This window comes from Acinetobacter sp. YH16040_T (assembly GCF_024605785.1).
Taxonomy (GTDB): Bacteria; Pseudomonadota; Gammaproteobacteria; order Pseudomonadales; family Moraxellaceae; genus Acinetobacter; species Acinetobacter amyesii.
In genome coordinates, this window is record NZ_CP094541.1 from 1,397,798 (window position 1) to 1,415,482 (window position 17,685).

Consider the following 17,685-nt stretch of genomic DNA (forward strand, 5'->3'; position numbering starts at 1 on the left):
TAGATATAAGATCTTTAGCTCTACATCTGGTTGATTAAGTCCATTACATAATGAAATTTGTTAGAGTTTGCTATGCCTGCAAAAATCAAGTTTAAAAAAACAATGCTTCATCACAGTATGGCTCACTGCATACGACAGCATCATAGCAATAAAAGTCTATATATGAGCATCTTTTTGACCTTGTGTGCTCAGCATAGTTTCGCCCAAACTCCCGCAGAAACGGTTCCAACATCTACCGATACAAAAGCAGAGATTGTTGCTGAAATCAAGGATGAGGCTGTAAAGCAAGGGCTATCGACGCCTGAAGCAATTGAAAAAATTGAAAATATAAATGAACCAGAAGAATCTGTTGGTAGCATGAAAATGCTGCAAGAACAGCAGCAAGCAGGAACTCAACTACAAGAATTTAAACCCATTGAGTTTGAAGATTTAGAAAACTTACCCGTGACACCTGTTGATCAAAACATGGCGAATGAAATCTTCCAAGTTGCTGAAGAAGCCAAACGTCAAGCGCAGGAGTACCGTGCAACACAGCAAACAGAAGTTGCTGTTGCGGACATTACCCAAAAAGAGTTAACGGAAATTAACCAAGCGCCAGTCAATATTGATCAGCTCATGGGTGAAATTCGTTCGGATAATGAAATTACCGCGACACGAAATGAAAATGCCAATACTCTGCAAGAGCTGCATAACCCAACAGTTGAGGATGATGCAGAGCCGGGTATTTTCAAGCGCTTATTATATAAAGTACGTCCGCCACGTCAGATGAACACGGCAAAAGTGCCACGAATTAGTGCGGATGTTGAAATTACATCAGCACATAATACCAGTCAAACGTCGAGTAAAGCCTACGGTGCGGCACTGGAAGATCTCAAAGCCAATATTAAAGGCAAGCTTTCAAGTTTTACTCAAGAATCCTTTAGTGATTTTCCATCAGCTTTGCCTCAATTACGTAGCTTGTCCAATCAAGCCGCGCAAGCCGTGGGTTTCTATCAATCTGAATTCAAATTTGAAAAAGTGTCTGACAGCAAAGTTCGTGTATTGGTTACACCAAATACGCCTGTGCAAATTGAAAAACAGAATGTTGAATTTTCTGGGGCTGGGGCGAACCAAGCTCAGTTTCAGGTGATTGGTGTATTACCAGATCAGGAAGAAGGTGACATTCTTAATCATGGTAAATACGAAACGACGAAAGGCCGAATTAATGATGCAGCAACTAATAACGGTTATTTCGACTCGTACTGGCGTTTGCACGATGTAAGAGTGGCTCAACCACAAAATACAGCCGATATCAATTTGCGCTTTGAAACGGGCGAGCGTTATAAGCTGGGCGAAGTCGAATTTAGAATGAGTGATCCGAATGCAGAGTTTCCATTGGATCGCGATATTTTAGAAAGCTTGGTGACGTGGAAAGACGGTGCTGACTATACTTTCTGGCGTGTGAATGGTTTGGCCAATAACCTGACGAACTCGCGCTATTTTAACTACACCTTGGTTGATGCGATTCGACCAGACCCGATTGAAAAGCCACTTGAACTGCCCCTGGATATTCAAACCTTGGTCGATCAAAATCAGTTGTCAGAAAGTTCACAAGTGGTGAAAGATAAAACTGAAGTGATGTCGAATAAAGAAGTCACGCAAAAAGTGGTTGATGAAGACCAATTTGCGGGGGTGAATGATGCAGAGCAATCCTCTAAATTACGCAGTTTGCAAGATACGCAAGATGCTAAACAAGCAGAACAAGATCGCTTAAAAGCGCAAGCACGCGAAGATAAAAAAGTCCCTGTGATCGTGACACTGAATGCAGACAAGCTGAATAGTGCAGAAATTGGTGCAGGTTTTGGTACTGATACAGGCACGCGTGTTCGTGGCCAGTATCGCCGTGCCATCGTGAATAAACGTGGTCATTCTTTTGACGCCAACATGGAAGTATCCAAAATCCGTCAATCGATTGATGGACGCTATAACATTCCATATAACCACCCATTAAATGACTATGTCAGCTTAGTCGGTGGTTATGAACGTGAAGAACGTGATGATGTCGGTCAAGGTGTTAATCTTTCCATTGAATCTGCTGTAGCGGGTGTGGACCGGATTATTAAAAACCCCCGTGGTAGTTGGCAGCATACCTTTGGTTTACGTTATCGTTTGGACCGTATTACTGATGACGGACTTAATCCTAGTGATGACATTCCAGATGCATTCTTGGTGAATACCAACAATGAACAACAGTCCTTGATGTTTGGCTATGAAATTTCTCGAACCGACTCTGATAAACGTGTGAATCCGAGTAAAGGGATCAAGCAAACCTATAAAGTTGAAGTCGGAAGTGAAAGCTTACTTTCAGATGCTGATATGGCGATCTTGAATGCGGGCTGGCGCTTTATTTATTCGTTGGGTGAAAATGATAATCACCAAGTCGTTGGGCGCAGTGATTTAGGTTATATTCTGACAGAGAACTTTGATAAAGTTCCTTATAACTTACGCTACTTTACCGGTGGTGACCAAACCATTCGCGGCTTTGACTATAAGAGTTTAGCGGCCGAAGAAAATGGCTATAAAATTGGTGGTCAAGTCTTGGCAACGGGTTCATTAGAATACAACTACCAATTTAAAGAAGGCTGGCGTGCTGCGGTCTTTAGTGACTTTGGTAATGCGTACGATAAAGACTTTAATACACCGACTGCATATAGCGCAGGTGTGGGGATACGTTGGGCATCGCCAATTGGCCCAATTCGTTTAGATGTCGCTACCGGACTTTCTGACGACAGCAAACCAATTCGTTTACATTTCTTTATTGGTTCACAATTATAATTTTTAGGTGATGTGTTTTTTATGACTGAACAAGAACAGCAAGAACCAGAAAACGAAACGCCGGTAGAGCAACTGCCGAAGAAGCGTCGTATTCTTCGAAGTGTCATTTTGACCTTCGTGTTCGTGCTTATCTTTTTGGTGGCTGCATTGGCGGTCATGTTCTCTACAGACAAAGGTAGTAAGTTTTTACTTGACCGTGTTCTGGAACGTCAGCAAATCATTCACTATGAATATGAAGGTGGTAACCTGTGGCGGGGCATTATTCTACGAAATGTCCTCGTTACGCTAAAACCTGTCGATGTAAAAATTGACCGTGCCGATATTACACTCGGTTGGCGCGCCATTATTAATAAAGAAATTCATTTAAATAAGGCAGATGTTAAAAATCTGCAAATTATTACCAAGACCCCACCTAGCGATAAACCTTTTGTATTTAGTGAAATCCGTTTGCCGTTCGTACTTCGTGTCGATCATGCAGATTTAGATCATATGTTGATTAAAACCCATAGTTCAGGTGTGGATTTTTATGACATTGAATTAAATGAAGCGCTTTGGTCAGGGACGGAATTAAAATTTGAAGATACCCGTATGGATATGGGGTATTTGTCCGTGCGCCAAGCCTCGGGGAATATGAAATTTGAAGGCAAGTATCCGCTAAATGCTGTGGGGATTGTTAATTTACCTTCATTACGTGAAAGCCTGAAAATTCATGATATTCAAGTGGTGGCTAAAGGATCTCTTGATACGATTCAAGCCGGTGTGGCAACTCATACGCCTGATCTTTTAACAGGATGGGCAGTGGTCCATCCAATGCGTCCACATGTCCCGATGTTTGGTGCGCTTAAATTTAAAAACTATCATTTACCTTTACTGACTGAGCAAAAGCTCTTTGCTAAAAATGGGCTGGCAAAATTCAAAGGGGATATTCAGCGTCTCAATTTAGATTTAGACACGGACCTGAGCGGTGCCAATATCCCTGAAGGTAAATATACCGCGCTCATGAGTACGGACTTGGTCAACCAACTTGATATTACTAACCTAAATGGTCAAGTGATGGGCGGCTCTGTCAACTTGGGTGGCGTGGTGAGTTGGAAAGATCAGGTCACTTGGGATGTAAGCGGTCGTTTAGATAAAATTAATCCAAAACATAAGCTGATCCCGCAGGTGGTTCAAGATTTTCTACCTGTGAGTTTAAATAGTAATATTGCGTCCAAAGGTACCCTTGAAAAAGGCATGCACCTGACGGCGTTGGTGGATTTTGACCAATATGAAACTTGGAATTTAAAACTCGATCAAGCGCCGGCCAAAAATAATAAAGCTCAGCCGATGCTGATGGATGTGTCTTGGAAAAATATAGACCGTGCAGTGCCATATGTTGGATGGTTGAGTAGTGATTCGGGCAATGTGCAATTGGCGCTTACAGAAGGTCAGCAGAACATTAACGTGGCGACCACCGTGTCAAGACATGAAAAAGGTGCTCTGCCTGCTGGACAATATCAAGCCAAACTGAATCTGAAAAATAACAATCTCAATGTCCCTGCCTTTAGTTATGTGGCCGACAAAGGTCAGCTCAAAGGTAATGCAGTTGTAGAATTGCCTGATCAAAAACGTATGCTGAAATGGCAAGCCAATGTACAAGCACAGCAGTTCAATCCGCAAACCATCGTAGCTGCTGCGCCTGTCGATCAAATTACAGGGTCATTAAAAGCCAATGGTTATGCAAAACCAAATCAACAGATTATTCAGCTGAATAATATTGATTTGTTAGGCCGACTAGCACAGCAAAATGAAACGGTTCATTTAACAGGTAAATCTACTGCTGCGCTGACTTTCCATGATGAGAAACAAGGTGGAGGCTTTAAAGCTTTTGCTGTGAATTATAATGGTGGCCTCAATGCAAGCCAAGTTGCCGCAAGTAAAGGCAGTTTGATTTTCAAAGTATCGGGTACACCTGAATTAATTAAAATAGCCGAGCTACGTCATGATGGCGTGGCAGGTAAAATTTCTGCCAATGGACAAGTTTTACTACAAAAAGCCATTGGTTGGGATATCAATGCATCACTGGTGCATTTTAAGCCGCATTACTTTGCCTCAAATGTACGGGGTGAATTATCTGGAAATTTAAAAACCAGTGGTGTGTGGTCAGATACGCTAAAACGTATTCAAATTGAACGTCTGAATTTGGCAGGTATGATCAATAACAAACCTGTCCGTGGTCAAGGTAACTTGGCGATGGTGATTAATTCAAATCAATCTGGTTTTATGCCAAAACAGTTTGAAGCGAATAATTTACTGTTGGCTTATGCCAATAACCAAATTCAAGCCACTGGTAATGCACAAAATTTACAATTGAAAATTAATGCACCGGCATTATATGAAATTTATGCAGGCCTACGTGGACGTGCTTATGGCTACTTAAATGTTCAAGCACAACCACGACTGCAAGCATCTGCCAATATCGCAATAGATGATTTTGCTTTTAATAATTTATTCAGTGTGAAAAAAATACGGGTGCAAGGCGAGTTGCCAACTTCTGCGACTTCACCAAGTTTATTAACGGCAACGATGGATAATTTACGCAGTAACAACCGTGAGATTGTGAAAGGTCAAATTTCACTAGCAGGAACACGTAATGCGCATTTATTAAAAGTCAGTGCTGAAAATAAATTATCAAAATTTTATGTGCAGTTAGCTGGTGGTTTTAACGCACAAAATAATTGGCTTGGTCAGATTCAAAAAGGCGATTTTGACTCCTTACGTACCCGTCTTGTGCAGCGTCAAAATGCATCGATTATTTACAACACTGCACAGTCTGACTTATTTGTTGGCGCACATTGTTGGATGAGCCAGCAAAGTGAATTATGTTTTGATCAGCCGATTCGTGTGAATAAAAACCGCGGCAATGTATCCTTTGTGACAAAGAACCTAGACTTAAATGATTTTGCAGCATTTATGCCTGAAGGCCTGGCGATTACGGGTAAAGTGAATGGTTATGCAAAAGCGTCTTGGGCGAAAGGTGCAAAACCTAAAATTGATGCACGTTTAGTGACTCGTGACGGTTTACTTGGTTTAGCAGCTGAAGATCCACAGTATTTAGCATCCACTTTAAAATATGATGAAGTTGGCTTGATGGCGAAAAGTGTCGCTGAAGGGCTACAAATTCGACTCGATACCAAAGCCCCAGATATTGGTACAGGTTATGCCAATATTATTATTGATCCGTATAAAGCCAATAAACCGATCCGTGGTGAAGTGGCCTTTAACCAAGTTCAATTGAAAATCTTAAAACCATTTATACAAGATGTCCGTTCAATGGGCGGTACGTTGTCTTATGCGGCAAAAATTAGCGGAACATTGTCACAGCCTTTAATGGATGGTGAGATTCGAGTGAAAAATGGCTCGATTAGCATGATTTCATTGCCTGTGAACTTGACCAATATTCAGTTGTATTCTGCTGTACGTCAAAACCATGCGACGATTGATGGTGCATTTAACAGTGGGCGTGGTGTGGGCAAATTAACCGGAAATATTGACTGGAAAAATGATCCACGTATCCAGTTGAATTTAACGGGTAATGAAATGTTAGTCCGTCAAGCGCCATTGATCACCGCTGTTGTAACGCCTGATTTATCTTTAGATGTGCTGCCTTTCAGTAAGAAATTAACCTTAAAAGGTAAAATTGATGTGCCGCATGCATTGATTTCGATGCCAGAATCGTCTGCAACAGTGGTTGGGGTATCTTCAGATGTACGTGTGGTACATGAAGGTGATAACCAACTTGAGATCTTAAAATCGGCACGTCCTTGGGATATTCGCGCTGACGTACAGGTGAATATTGGTAATCAAGTGATTTTCCAAGGTTTTGATAGCCGAATTCCGTTGATTGGTCGTTTGAATTTGACACAACGTGGTTTAGAAACAGCAATGCGTGCCAATGGTGCAATCGGTGTTTCTCAGCGTGTGAAAATCGAAGCTTATGGTCAAAGTCTGGACTTGAACCGTGCGATTGCCCGTTTTAATGGACCATTGGCGAACCCAACTTTAGATATTGATGCCAATAAAGCCGTTCAAGGCAGTACCGTTGGTGTTCGTGTGACGGGTACAGCATCAAGTCCAGCAATTCAGGTGTATAACGATGCAGGTCTGTCTGAACAAGAAGCCTTAAATGCCTTAATTACAGGTCGTATCAATGAAGGAAGTTCAGGTTTAAGTCAGGCGGAAGGTTTCCGTTCAGATGTGAACAATACGATTGCTGCAGCCGGTATTAGTATGGGCTTGGGTGGTACACGTGCATTGACCAATCAAATTGGTCGTACATTTGGTCTGAGTGGTTTGGCATTAGATGCTCAAGGAACAGGAGATGATACTCAGGTTTCTGTGACGGGTTATATCACACCTGACTTATTCATTCGTTATGGTGTCGGGGTATTTACTCCAGTGAATAAACTGACCTTACGTTATCAAATGAATCAACGTTTGTACTTGGAAGCGAGTCAGTCTTTAGAACGAGCAATCGACTTGTTCTATAATTGGCGCTTCTAAGAGAAGTCAAAATTTGAGTATAAAAAACGCAGCTTAGGCTGCGTATTTTATACAAATGATGAGCTGAGAAATCAATCTTTAAACGTATCATTCAGTGCCTGTTGTACCGCTTCAACACGAGACTTACAGGCTTTATAGGCTTGCATCGACTCTTCAACGATTTTCATAAGATTATCAATGTCGGGTTCTTGCTGAGATTCGAGTAATTCAGCATTACGTTTTAAAACTTCATAGCCTTCTTTAAAACTTATAGCTAAATACCAAATAAATCATTACAGTAATCTTTAAATAATTTATCAATATCTTTAACTCTAAACTTAGTTCGAATCGCCTTGACTCGTGACCACATATTTTCTATTGGATTTAAATCTGGACTATATTTAGGAAGCCACACAATGTAATGGCCTGCACAACGTATCAACTCCTGAAGTCTTTTCCCTTTGTGAAAGGTCGCATTGTCCATAATCAAAACACTGCTTTCTTTCAACTTAGGTAATAAATCCTGTTCAATCCAACATTCAAATACTTCTGTATTCACAGAACAATTAAACACACCAACTGTCAACAATCTATTTTCGATAATTGCACCGATCGCATTACTGCAATTCTTCAACTGCCAGTTAAATTCACCTTCAGCACGTGTTCCTTGAAGGCTATAACTATGAGTTCTGGTACTTTCACTTTGAAAACCACTTTCATCTATGTAAATCAGAGGCAATTTCCCTTCTAAACACTCTATGAGATTTTGAAATTGCTGACGTTGATTTTGATCTGCTTTAGGATGCTTTAACGTCTTTTTTTACGCGATATTCCTGCGGCATGTAATGCATTAAATACCGCATGAGTGCTTACTCCTAAACGTTCAGCTCGCTCATACTGATAATCATCAGGATATTGTTCAACATCCTTCAATATTTGCTCTCTGCTAATTTTAACTGGACGGCCAGGAATAGGTTTGTTTGTAGTGGACTTTTTCCAGTTCTGAATCGTTTGTATACAGATGTTAAAATGCTGTGCTGCTTTTCGCACAGACATTTCATCTCGAATCATAATTTCTATGACTTTGTCTTTAAAATCTTTTGAATATCCCATATCTCTATTGTTCTATAGTTTTTAGGATTTGGCTATAGAGTATCAGTCGTCATGATTTTTTACCTGTATATGTTGAATGTCAGCCGTAATGACACCGTCTTGCATTTCAATTTCAATCGGTGAATGCGTTGAAGGCTGAAGATTTTTCGTTGCACGAATGGCGTGACCTTGCTGCCGGACGATGGCATAACCTTTGGAGAGCACATGTGCAGGGTTTTGCAGCAAAGTCTCACGCATGAGTATTTCAATATTCTGTGCAGCTGTTTTAAGTTGTAACTGAGCAAAATAAGCAGTGTTATCTTGGTATTGTTGTAATAGCCGAGTTGAGTCATTGATTTGACTCTGAGCCAAGGTCTTAATGGCATGTAGCAACTGATCATTTTGATTTTGATACAGGGCAATTTGATGTTGTGAGCGCAGTTGAATGCTTTGTAATGCCTCTAAAACTTCCTGAGTTCGCTCAACAATATGATTACGAATCCCCCCAATCACTTTACTCGGGGTGTCGAAAGAGCGATGTGCAATTTCGTCTAAGATCGTACGGTCTTTTTCATGGCCGATACCGACCCAAATTGGCACGCTACGCTTAGATAGAAGTACAGCCAAATCATAATCATTCAGATAAGCAAGATCGTTAACAGCACCGCCACCACGAATAATCACGATCAAATCTGGCGCAGTTTGAAAGTCATTGGCCCATTGTCTTAAACCCAGTGCTAAAGCATCTCGGATACTTTGTGCTGCGGTATTTCCTTGAAAGGTGGCAGCATGATAGACAAATTCACACACGCCAGCATGTTCTAGTGCATCTGCATCTTTTTTAAAGTCACCCAAGCCTGCCGCATTTTCAGGCGCGATAACCAAGACATGCTGAATATCAAATGGCGCAGGCAAGTTTCGATTTTTATGAATCAGACCTTCGCCGGTGAGTTTTTCTAAAATTTGTTGATAACATCGAGCCAGATCACCCAAAGTAAAACTCGAATCAATTTCTTCGATATTGACTGAAAAGCCGTACTGCGGGTCAAATTTGGCACGCACTTTAACCAAGACATTTAAGTCGCGACTGAGCTCAATGCCGCTTTCACGTTCAAATTTTCCGACAACTTTATTTGCAGTAAATTTCCAAATTGTGGCCTTACAACTGGCAATGACTCTATCACTTTCTTGTTCTTTTTCAGCCAATTCTAAATAGTAATGTCCACCTTTGATGTTTAAATTTCGAATCTCGGCTTTGACCCACACGGCATCATCAAAAGCCAATTGAATGACTTCTTTGACCGCAGATAGATATTCGCTCAGCGTTAATTGAACATCAGACATAATTTAAAATAGGAGAATATAAAAATGAATATTCATTTAAATACTAAATAAATATTCAGCAATTGCAAATGATCATTTCGGTTAAAACAGCAGACATTATCAACGCCACTACAGCGTAGCGTTTCAATCAAACGTTTCATTTCACACGGAGCAGTTCGTTCCAATTACTCAGGTAAGCGGGGGAACACAGATTTTTTTTCATCCGCCATGTTGCAGCATCGTCCTGTGCTAAGCCGATCGAGACAAAATGATGTCCAAATTTTTTTTGAATACCGTCGATGGTGTCGGACAGTTTCAAACGGCTTTGTCTTAACGCCATATCGCAAAACAAATCTGGCGTAAAATTTTGTTTTGGAATGATTTCTAATAACACTACACCGGCTTTTTTATATTTAAATCCGGCTCTAAAGATTTTTTCGGCGGCACGCGTTGCTGCTTGGGTGATACTAATTAAGTCATCGGTATACTCATTCAGTGTAATGGCCAGATAAGGTGCGTATTTTTCAGCAGAATTAAAGCGACTCGTTTGAATAAAAACTCCCACCATACGACATAGAGAATGATCTGCTCTTAAACGTGTGACGGCTCGCGCGATATATACACGAATAGAGGCCTTAATATCTTCCAGTTCGTAGACAGGCTGACCATAGGAACGACTACTGATAATTTGCTGTTTGCTCGGCGCTTCTTCTTCAATAGACAGACAAGATAGACCTTGCAGTTCCAAGACGGTTTTTTCCATCACCACACTAAATTTTTTTCGAATATCTTTAGGCTGTGCATTGATTAGATCTAAAACATAATGAATACCAAGCTGATTCAGGGCTTTTGTATGATTCCGACCGACGCCCCAAACTTCATTGACTGGTGTCTGCGCAAGGAGTTGTTCTGAGGAACAAGGGTCCATTTCAACTAAATTGCACACACCGTTCAAATAAGCATTTTTTTTGGCAAAATGGTTGGCCATTTTGGCTTCCGTTTTAGAGCGACCAATCCCGACACAGCAGGTTAAACCTAGCCATTTTAGGATCGTATCTCGTATTTCTTTGGCATATAGGTTCAAATCAAACAGTTCTTGATAGGCAGTGAAATCTAAAAAACATTCATCGATCGAGTAAACTTCACGGTCTTCGGGGCCGACATACATGCCTAAAATATTCATAAATCGATTAGACATTTCAGTGTAGAGAGCATAGTTACTCGACAACACCTGAACATGATGCTGTTGGATTAAATCCTGAATTTGATAGACCGGCACAGCCATTTTAATCCCGAGGTCTTTGGCTTCCTGACTTCGAGATACAACACAGCCATCGTTATTGGACAGTACGACGACAGGGACATTATTGAGCTTTGGGTTAAAGACACGCTCACAACTGACGTAGCAGTTGTTAAGGTCAACTAACGCAAATATTTTATTTGCAGCTTTCATGGTGAATTCTTGTGTTTAGGTGTGTGATGAGCGCTTATAAAATTGCTTTAAATTAAAGGTCACAACACCCTGAACAACGATAGATTCGCTATCTGAAGGGATAATATGCGCATAGGCTGGATTTTCTGCTTTTAGCCAAATTTTGGGTAAGACTTTATTGGGATCACCAAAAATGTCGGCAATTTCTTCTTTTGACATTTTTGCGGTGATCATCAATCGCTTTAAGGTGATTTCACGATTATCAATCAGTGCAACCACGATATCGCCATGTTTGGCTTCTAAGCTACGATCGACTAAAAAAGTATCATTAATTTCAAAGCCGGCGTTGAGTAAAGACTCGCTATCGACATGCGCAATAAATGTAGCGAGCGGGTTAATTACCAAATAATCATTTAGGTCTAAGGCTTTTTCAAAAACATCTTTATTGGCGAAAGCTGGGCCAGCAGGAATACGTTCCAAGGCAACGGGAAGTTCAATACGGGTATTTTTCTGAACAGGCTGAACATTGAGCGAAGAATCCAAAAATGGATCCATAGATAGTTCTTGAGATTGCCTTTCAAGCAGGGCATTGATGGTGGGACTGGGTTTGCCATCTGCGCCCATGAGCTGTTGCAAAGACGACCAAGCTTCGTCCGAAAAATAAATCGGCAGTTTTTTTGACATATTTTGCTCCTACGCAACGTGGCGTGTTTGAAGAAAAGTACTTTTTTTAGCATACGCGTTGAGCAGGTCATTTTTCAAATTTATAAAACCTTTAAAATCAAAGCTGCGACAAGTTTAGTCGTTTTAAATATTGCAAAAATCATCATCAGTTCAAAGAAAATGACGTTCTGTATTTTGAACATAGGGCACATTGCTGCCTAATTACAGAAAGTGGAATGACAACTAAAAATTTCAATAAACAACTCGTTTATTTGGCACAAACTTGGTAAGTTAAATTTTTATATTCAGAAATAGACTTGATGAAAAATATATGGATTTTAGCTGCACTGACAGCATTTATGGCGGGTTGTAGCACAACACAGCAAACTGAAACGACACCAGAAAAAATTGGTATGGCAAATCCAGCCAGCCAGTATTGTGTAGAACAAAAAGGTAAACTTGAAATTCGTGATGAAGCAAATGCTCAGGTCGGGTATTGCCATCTGCCAAACGGACAAGTGGTTGAAGAGTGGGCATTATTCCGTAGTAGCCAAACTGAATGTGTAGCTGATAAGGCTAAGACGCTGATTGGCCAAGCAAAATTGACTGAAGATCAGATCAAGGCGATTAGCCAAGCTCAAATTGTCCGTTTAGTAAAACCTGGGCAGCCAGTAACAATGGATTATCGTGTAGAGCGCGTCACCGTCACTGTAAATCCAATCAATAAAAAGATTATTCAAGCAACTTGTGGTTAATTCAAACGCATAAAAAAGGCCCGAAAGGGCTTTTTTTGTTTGTTCGGCTACGACTAATTTAAATGACAAATCCATTACGATCTTTTATATTGCCCCTCGTAAGGAGAAGTTCATGAAAAAGTTATTTGCTTTATCCGTTATGGTGGCTTTGGTCGGCTGTGCTGAAAAAAAACCATTAACCCCTGAAGAGCAGTGGCAGGGTTACTGCCGCAGTGTAGGTAATGCTGCACGTACGATTATGTTAGATCGTCAAAATGCAATTGAAAAAGACAAAGCAGTTGAGCATGCCAACAAAATTGAGGATGAAACCACCAAAGGATTTATCCTGAACATCATTGATGAAGTTTATGCCTTGCCGCAAGCTGAGATTAATACTGATGTTGAAAAAGCACGTGAAAAAATTCGTGCTGAGTTTACTGAAAAATGTATCGCAACACCGCATACCGAAATGCCAGATTATAAACCGTTCTAAGGAACGGTTTTTTATGCGAGAAAGCGCGTAAAGCAAAACCTAAAGGCTCTATTCAGCAGTGAGTAGTTACAACGGGGCAACTATCCGTTGTTTAGCCATATGATGGAGTTCATGCTTATTTTGCGAATGCATATTTATCTTCGGGTTACTTTGAATATGAGATGCTTAAAGATTTTTAAATAGCCTAAGCAGAGCGAAATACAAATTGTGACAACTTGCTAAATCATAAATATAGAAAAGCAAATCTTTTTAATGAATAATGAAATGGAGAATAAAAAACAGTAGAGGAGCAGAATATGGACGTTATAGGTTATATGCATCACTCAGATCTACTCCTAGAAGATGAACAAGGCGTAGCAATTATCGGTGGTGGGAACTACGTGCTCAGCATTGGAGATAAAGTCACATTACGCCAAAAAGTAGATGAATTTTCTCAACGCTATTTGGTCGATATCAGCTTTGCAAGTAATCAACATCAAACCACATGTCAGGACGAATGGTGCCTCAGATTTACAGGCGATCGAGCAGAACTTCAGCAATATATCACTGCAACCACTGTACACTAAGGTGGAATATCCAATACTGATAAAAACAGGCAACATTTAGTTGCCTTTTTTTGATGGTTAATTTTAGTCAAAAGTTAATATGCGCAAGAAAAGCGTGTTCTAAGTATTGATTTTGCTTAATGTATAAACGATATGAGGATCATTTATTTATAAAATAACGGGCATCACGAAGAAACACTTGTAGTGCATTAACTTTTAACTGGAATTTTAGTAAAATTTAGCAGTCCATATTATTTGCGTAGCTTTATTTAAAGCAGGAATGCGTAAATAATTTTTTAAAAAAGAGGAATAACACCGTGCTAGAAGCTTACCGCCAACACGTTGAAGAACGTGCCGCACTCGGAGTCCCACCGAAGCCACTTGACGATGCTCAAACAGCTGCATTAGTTGAATTATTAAAAAACCCACCAGCTGGCGAAGAAGCATTTTTAGTTGATTTACTAGAAAACCGTGTTCCAGCGGGTGTTGACCAAGCTGCATACGTTAAAGCTGCTTTCTTAGCTGCTTTGGCAAAAGGCGAAGCGACTTCTCCACTAGTAACTAAAGAACGTGCGGTTTACCTACTAGGTACTATGCTTGGTGGTTATAACGTTGCTCCTTTAGTTGCACTTCTTGATGATGCAGAGCTTGCTGAATTAGCTGCTGACGCACTTAAGAAAACTCTTCTTGTATTTGATGCGTTCCACGACGTTGCTGATAAAGCAAAAGCGGGCAATGCGAATGCACAAGCAGTTATGCAATCTTGGGCTGACGCTGAATGGTTCACTAGCCGTAAAGATGTACCTGAAGAAATCAAACTTACAGTGTTTAAAGTTACTGGCGAAACCAACACTGACGACTTGTCACCTGCACAAGACGCATGGAGTCGTCCAGACATTCCATTGCACGCAAATGCAATGTTGAAAAACGTACGTGATGGCATCAACCCAGAAGTTCCTGGTGAAGTTGGTCCATTAAACCAAATCAAAGACCTTATCGCGAAAGGCAACCAAGTTGCTTACGTGGGTGACGTTGTTGGTACAGGTTCTTCTCGTAAGTCTGCAACTAACTCTGTACTTTGGTTCTTCGGTGATGAAATCGCGCACATTCCAAACAAAAAAGATGGCGGCTACTGCTTAGGTGGTAAAATTGCGCCAATCTTCTTTAACACAATGGAAGATGCGGGTGCTTTACCAGTAGAAATCGACGTTTCTAATATGAACATGGGTGATGAAATCACTCTTAAAATCGACCATGCTGCTGCTAAAGTAACAGCGTTCAAAGACGGCGCACAAATCGCTGAATCTGAACTTAAAACTCCAGTGCTTCTAGACGAAGTACGTGCAGGCGGTCGTATTAACTTGATCGTTGGTCGTGGTTTGACAGCTAAAGCGCGTGAAGCTTTAGGTCTTGCACCATCTACTTTGTTCCGTACTCCAGTACAACCTGAAAACACAGGCAAAGGCTTCACTCAAGCTCAAAAAATGGTAGGTCGCGCTTGTGGTCTTCCAGAAGGTCAAGGTGTTCGTCCAGGTACTTACTGCGAACCTAAGATGACTACTGTTGGTTCTCAAGATACAACAGGTCCAATGACACGTGACGAATTAAAAGATTTAGCTTGCTTAGGTTTCTCTGCAGACTTAGTAATGCAATCTTTCTGTCACACAGCTGCGTATCCAAAACCAGTTGACGTTCAAATGCAACACACGCTTCCTGACTTCATCATGAACCGTGGTGGTGTTTCTTTACGTCCAGGTGACGGTATTATCCACTCTTGGTTAAACCGTATGCTTCTTCCAGATACAGTAGGTACTGGTGGTGACTCGCATACTCGTTTCCCAATTGGTATTTCTTTCCCAGCGGGTTCTGGTCTTGTAGCCTTCGCTGCAGCAACTGGTGTTATGCCACTTGACATGCCTGAGTCTGTACTTGTGAAGTTCAAAGGTAAAATGCAGCCTGGTATCACTTTACGTGACCTTGTACATGCGATTCCTTACTACGCAATTAAAGAAGGTGACTTAACTGTAGAGAAGAAAGGTAAGAAAAACATCTTCTCTGGCCGTATCCTTGAGATCGACCTTACAGAAATGGAAACTGACCTTACTGTTGAGCAAGCGTTCGAACTTTCTGACGCATCTGCTGAACGTTCTGCTGCTGGTTGTTCTATCACGCTTTCTGAAGAGAAAGTTGCTGAATACCTTAAATCAAACATTACTATGTTGAAATGGATGATTTCTGAAGGTTATGGCGATGCTCGTACTATGGCGCGCCGTGTAGAAAACATGGAGAAATGGTTAGCGAACCCAAGCCTAATCAAAGCAGATCCAGATGCTGAATACACTAAAGTGTATGAAATTGACCTTTCTACAATTACTGAACCAGTTCTTTGCTGCCCGAACGACCCAGATGACGCTAAATTGCTTTCTGACGTTGCTGGTACAAAAATTGACGAAGTATTCGTTGGTTCATGTATGACTAACATTGGTCACTTCCGTGCGGCTGGTAAACTTCTAGACAAAGTTCCTGGTGGTTCTTTATCTACTCGTCTATGGTTGGCTCCTCCAACTCGTATGGACGAACGTCAATTGATGGAAGAAGGTTTCTACAACATCTATGGTAAAGCTGGCGCTCGTACAGAAATGCCAGGTTGTTCATTATGTATGGGTAACCAAGCACGTGTAGCTCCGAACACTACTTGTGTATCGACTTCTACTCGTAACTTCCCGAACCGTTTAGGTCAAGGCGCAAACGTTTACTTAGCTTCTGCTGAGCTTGCTTCTGTTGCTGCTGTACTTGGTAAATTACCAACTCCAGCTGAGTACCAAGAATACGCAGCTCAAATTGATAGCATGTCTGCAGACATCTACCAATACTTAAGCTTCGACAAAATGGGCGACTATACTGACGCTGCTAAAGACGTTGATACTAAGAAAATTGCTGCTGCTCAATTGTCTTAATTGATTAAGTAGTTAATAAGAAAATCCCACGTCATGTGGGATTTTCTTTATTTAATAGAATCTTACTAATAATAAAACTGTAATTTAGAAATTGGCCTTATGAAACTAAAGAATTTATCTTTTATATTATTAACATTTTGTTCTACACAAATTTTTGCAGAAGTGTCGTATACGAAGTTAGCAAACATAAAATTGGTTGATGAAAGTATATATCCCACAGGATATGACATTCAGTCTGAAGTGGAAAATTTGATTAGAGAGAAAAAGTTCAAAGATATTTCAAACAAAGCACAACAGCTTTTAAATAGTGAAGAATATAATTTTGATGGTAAGTTTAAACATACTAGTTATTTAGATTCTTTTCTTGGGATTGTAAATAAACATCGAGTAACTTCTCCAAATTATTATAAAGAAAATATAGCAATCGCACAGAAATGGATTAAGGCTGAACCAGAGTCACCATTAGGTTATATTTACTATACGCTTTGGGTTAGAAAACATGCTTGGAGCATTAGAGGGGGAAGTTATACTTCACAAGTATCGAAAAAAAATATGCAATATTTTGGTGATCAATCAATTAAAAATTTAAATTTTTTATTAGAAAATTATGATGTTGCATCTAAAGATCCTTTTTATTACTACATACTGTTAATGACCCTACGTGATCTGGGGGCTGAAGAAAACTACTTAAAAGCTTATCAAGATGGAATTGTAAAATATCCAAAACAGCGAGTTATTTATAATACATTTATGGAGAGTTTTGAGCCAAAGTGGTTTGGAGAAAATTATGATGCTATTCAAATGATTATTAATGATATACAGGAAATGAATCCTGCAGAAAAAGATTTTCATTATTATCATATTCTATATACAGTACATAACAATAAGTATGATTTGAAAAAACTAAATGTAAATTGGGCTAGGGTTGAGCAAGGTGCCGTAGATTCTTTAAGTAAACTTACTTCTTTGAGTAAAATAAATGATGTGCAAAAATTGTATTGCTCTTATCCTGGGAATAGAGTGAGGTTGGAACGGTTATTAAAATCCTTTAAACAAGGACAATTAGAAAAAAGCTATATAGAAAATAGTTTGAATAACTGTCAAAAATAGA

Annotated in this window: 13 protein-coding genes; 7 read left to right on the forward strand and 6 right to left on the reverse strand. The window is 40.2% G+C overall.

Annotated elements, in window-relative coordinates:
• Positions 1-72: 72 nt before the first annotated feature.
• On the forward strand, positions 73-2,814 hold the full coding sequence (locus tag MST16_RS06765; protein ID WP_180010353.1) for an autotransporter assembly complex family protein: 2,742 nt from the start codon (positions 73-75) through the stop codon (positions 2,812-2,814).
• A gap of 21 nt (positions 2,815-2,835) precedes the next feature.
• Complete coding sequence (locus MST16_RS06770; RefSeq protein WP_180010352.1) at positions 2,836-7,356, forward strand: translocation/assembly module TamB domain-containing protein; 4,521 nt, start codon at positions 2,836-2,838, stop codon at positions 7,354-7,356.
• Between the two features lie 71 nt (positions 7,357-7,427).
• Here MST16_RS06770 and xseB read toward each other — a convergent pair whose 3' ends face one another.
• The 6 genes from xseB to MST16_RS06800 all read right to left on the reverse strand — a co-directional run bounded on the left by xseB (position 7,428) and on the right by MST16_RS06800 (position 11,866).
• Entirely contained in the window at positions 7,428-7,622 is a 195-nt protein-coding gene (xseB, locus tag MST16_RS06775; RefSeq protein ID WP_180010408.1) for an exodeoxyribonuclease VII small subunit, read from the reverse strand.
• Positions 7,610-8,095: a transposase gene (locus MST16_RS06780; RefSeq protein ID WP_227554803.1), complete on the reverse strand. Its 486-nt coding sequence runs from the start codon at positions 8,093-8,095 to the stop codon at positions 7,610-7,612. The genes xseB and MST16_RS06780 overlap by 13 nt, the downstream gene beginning before the upstream one ends.
• A 47-nt stretch (positions 8,096-8,142) precedes the next feature.
• Positions 8,143-8,448 (reverse strand): IS630 transposase-related protein, encoded by a 306-nt coding sequence (locus MST16_RS06785; protein WP_180136461.1) that lies wholly within the window; start codon positions 8,446-8,448, stop codon positions 8,143-8,145.
• Positions 8,449-8,490: 42 nt separating this feature from the next.
• Positions 8,491-9,771 carry an exodeoxyribonuclease VII large subunit gene (gene xseA, locus MST16_RS06790; RefSeq protein WP_180011292.1) on the reverse strand — a complete coding sequence of 427 codons (1,281 nt, stop codon included), beginning with the start codon at positions 9,769-9,771 and terminating at the stop codon, positions 8,491-8,493.
• Between the two features lie 136 nt (positions 9,772-9,907).
• Positions 9,908-11,203: a Y-family DNA polymerase gene (locus tag MST16_RS06795; RefSeq protein ID WP_180011290.1), complete on the reverse strand. Its 1,296-nt coding sequence runs from the start codon at positions 11,201-11,203 to the stop codon at positions 9,908-9,910.
• A gap of 15 nt (positions 11,204-11,218) precedes the next feature.
• A complete protein-coding gene (locus MST16_RS06800; RefSeq protein ID WP_111884977.1) occupies positions 11,219-11,866 on the reverse strand; it encodes a LexA family transcriptional regulator in 648 nt (215 codons plus the stop codon).
• Between the two features lie 299 nt (positions 11,867-12,165).
• Here MST16_RS06800 and MST16_RS06805 point away from each other — a divergent pair, with 299 nt between their 5' ends.
• From MST16_RS06805 to MST16_RS06825, 5 genes are all read left to right on the forward strand, one after another.
• Entirely contained in the window at positions 12,166-12,600 is a 435-nt protein-coding gene (locus MST16_RS06805) for an I78 family peptidase inhibitor (protein WP_180004959.1), read from the forward strand.
• A 112-nt stretch (positions 12,601-12,712) separates the two neighbouring features.
• Positions 12,713-13,072 (forward strand): hypothetical protein, encoded by a 360-nt coding sequence (locus tag MST16_RS06810; protein WP_078193938.1) that lies wholly within the window; start codon positions 12,713-12,715, stop codon positions 13,070-13,072.
• A 296-nt stretch (positions 13,073-13,368) separates the two neighbouring features.
• Entirely contained in the window at positions 13,369-13,638 is a 270-nt protein-coding gene (locus MST16_RS06815; protein ID WP_078189189.1) for a hypothetical protein, read from the forward strand.
• Positions 13,639-13,934: 296 nt separating this feature from the next.
• Positions 13,935-16,574 (forward strand): bifunctional aconitate hydratase 2/2-methylisocitrate dehydratase, encoded by a 2,640-nt coding sequence (locus tag MST16_RS06820; RefSeq protein ID WP_180011288.1) that lies wholly within the window; start codon positions 13,935-13,937, stop codon positions 16,572-16,574.
• Between the two features lie 99 nt (positions 16,575-16,673).
• Complete coding sequence (locus MST16_RS06825; protein ID WP_078193935.1) at positions 16,674-17,684, forward strand: DUF4034 domain-containing protein; 1,011 nt, start codon at positions 16,674-16,676, stop codon at positions 17,682-17,684.
• Position 17,685: the final 1 nt, after the last annotated feature.

Excerpts from the sequence above, each read along its gene's own strand:
- MST16_RS06765 (WP_180010353.1), top strand. The coding sequence starts at position 73 with ATGCCTGCAAAAATCAAGTTTAAAAAAACAATGCTTCATCACAGTATG.
- MST16_RS06770 (WP_180010352.1), top strand. The coding sequence starts at position 2,836 with ATGACTGAACAAGAACAGCAAGAACCAGAAAACGAAACGCCGGTAGAG.
- MST16_RS06785 (WP_180136461.1), bottom strand. The coding sequence starts at position 8,448 with ATGGGATATTCAAAAGATTTTAAAGACAAAGTCATAGAAATTATGATT.
- xseA (WP_180011292.1), bottom strand. The coding sequence starts at position 9,771 with ATGTCTGATGTTCAATTAACGCTGAGCGAATATCTATCTGCGGTCAAA.
- MST16_RS06795 (WP_180011290.1), bottom strand. The coding sequence starts at position 11,203 with ATGAAAGCTGCAAATAAAATATTTGCGTTAGTTGACCTTAACAACTGC.
- MST16_RS06800 (WP_111884977.1), bottom strand. The coding sequence starts at position 11,866 with ATGTCAAAAAAACTGCCGATTTATTTTTCGGACGAAGCTTGGTCGTCT.
- MST16_RS06805 (WP_180004959.1), top strand. The coding sequence starts at position 12,166 with ATGAAAAATATATGGATTTTAGCTGCACTGACAGCATTTATGGCGGGT.
- MST16_RS06810 (WP_078193938.1), top strand. The coding sequence starts at position 12,713 with ATGAAAAAGTTATTTGCTTTATCCGTTATGGTGGCTTTGGTCGGCTGT.
- MST16_RS06815 (WP_078189189.1), top strand. The coding sequence starts at position 13,369 with ATGGACGTTATAGGTTATATGCATCACTCAGATCTACTCCTAGAAGAT.
- MST16_RS06825 (WP_078193935.1), top strand. The coding sequence starts at position 16,674 with ATGAAACTAAAGAATTTATCTTTTATATTATTAACATTTTGTTCTACA.